Raw genomic sequence first — 1,652 nt, 5'->3', positions numbered from 1 at the left:
CTGTCCGCCGCGTCCGATCCGGCCCGGTTCGACCGGCTGCTCGCCGCCGCCGACCGCGCCGAGCCGTTCGACGAGGACGGCTGGCCGCTCCCGGTCGACGGCTCCCGCTCCGGCGGCGGGGAGGACGAGACGTCCAGGCAGTCCCCCCGGTTCTGGCCCGCCCTCGCCGCGGCGGCCGCGGTGGTGCTGATCGTCGCCCTCGGGTTCTTCCTGATGCCGGGGTCGTCGAGCGGCGGCAACGCGAACGGCACGCCGCGCCCGTCCGGCAGCACCGATCCGGACGCCTCCGACCCGCCGTCCGATCCGTCCAGTCCGTCCGACACGCCGACTCCGACGCGGAGCACGTCGCCGTCGCCGAGCGAGTCGTCCCTCTCGCCGTCGCCGCACTCGGCGAGCCCCGCGCGCCGTTCGCCGCGTCCGACGCCGAGCCGCCCGGCCTCGCCGACCGCGCCCACGCACACCGTCCCGGCCGGGCGGCTCGCCGTCTCGCCGGGGAGCTGCGCGCTGTCGGCGCGGACCCCGTCCTGCGGGATCACCGTCGTGGCCGTCGGGGGCCCGGTGACCTGGAGCGTCGGCGCGAGCCCGCCGCTGGCCGCGCAGGGCGGCGGAACCCTCCGCCCGGGCGGTTCCGGACACGCGACGATCACGCTCACCGCCTGCGAGGAGGCCGGGTCCGGGACCGTCGCGGTCACTCCGGGCGGGAGCGTCGCGGTCTCCTGGACCTGCGGCTAGCGCCGTCCGGACCGACGCCGCCGGGCCGGACCGGAACCGTTGCCGGGGAGTGACCGGACGGGCGCGATCGGGTGAGGGCGGTGATCACGCTCGGCGTGCCCGCGGCGACGGACCGTCGAGGTCGGCGACTCGCTACGACAAAAAGGAGATTTTCCTCACAGCGCCATAAATACGGTGGTCAGCGGGCCAACGGGCACGCGGAAGCGGGGGTCGCGGGCGTCCGGAATCCGCCATAGCGCCAATCGGCCGGTGAGCGGTGGCAAGATCGGTCAACCAGGAAGCCGGTCCGACCTCGGGCCGGCGCGGGGAAATGACCGCGGACGCATCGGGGAGGCAGCAGGTGACCGGTCGGGCCGTGCCCGGTGGGATCGACGACGCCCGGCTCGTGGCGGCGCTGCGCACGGGCGACGTCATCGCGCTCAGCGAGGTGTACGACGCCTTCGCGCCGTCCCTGTTCGACTACTGCCACGGGCTGCTGCGCGACCGTGTCGAGGCGGCCGGGGCGCTGCGCAACTGCCTGTTCTCGGCGCGCGAGCACGTCACGGCGCTGGGCGAGCCCCAGCGGCTGCGCGGCTGGCTCTACGCGATCGCGCGCAAGGAGAGCCTGCGCCGCCGCGAGGACCCGACCCGCAGCACCGGCCAGGAGGCCCCCGAGGCCGGCGCGGACGGGATGTCCGCGCAGGAACGCGGCCGGCTGCTCGAACGGCGGGAGCTCGCGCACGCCGCGCTCGGCGCGCTGGACGGACGGCAGCGCGAGATGCTCGACCTCGCCGTCCGGCACGGGCTGGCCGCCCCCGACCTCGGCAAGGTCTTCGGCACGTCCCCGGACGAGGCGGACGCCGCGCTCCGGCAGGCCCACGCCGCGCTCGCGCACGGGCTGCGCGCCGCGCTCGTCGCCCGCCGCCACTCCCGCGACTGCC

General features: G+C 76.8%; 1 protein-coding gene and 1 pseudogene. Both read left to right on the top strand.

What is annotated here, in order from left to right; all coding sequences use genetic code 11:
- Positions 1-732, top strand: a pseudogene (locus AB0J52_RS39445) (hypothetical protein); the annotation flags it as partial.
- A gap of 340 nt (positions 733-1,072) precedes the next feature.
- Positions 1,073-1,652: RNA polymerase sigma factor (locus AB0J52_RS39440; protein WP_500188224.1), on the top strand; the 580-nt coding region annotated here is incomplete at its 3' end.

Origin of the sequence: Spirillospora sp. NPDC049652 (genome assembly GCF_040675125.1) — a bacterium.
Lineage (GTDB): Bacteria > Actinomycetota > Actinomycetes > Streptosporangiales > Streptosporangiaceae > Spirillospora.
This window is presented reverse-complemented; position numbering and strand designations above follow the sequence as displayed.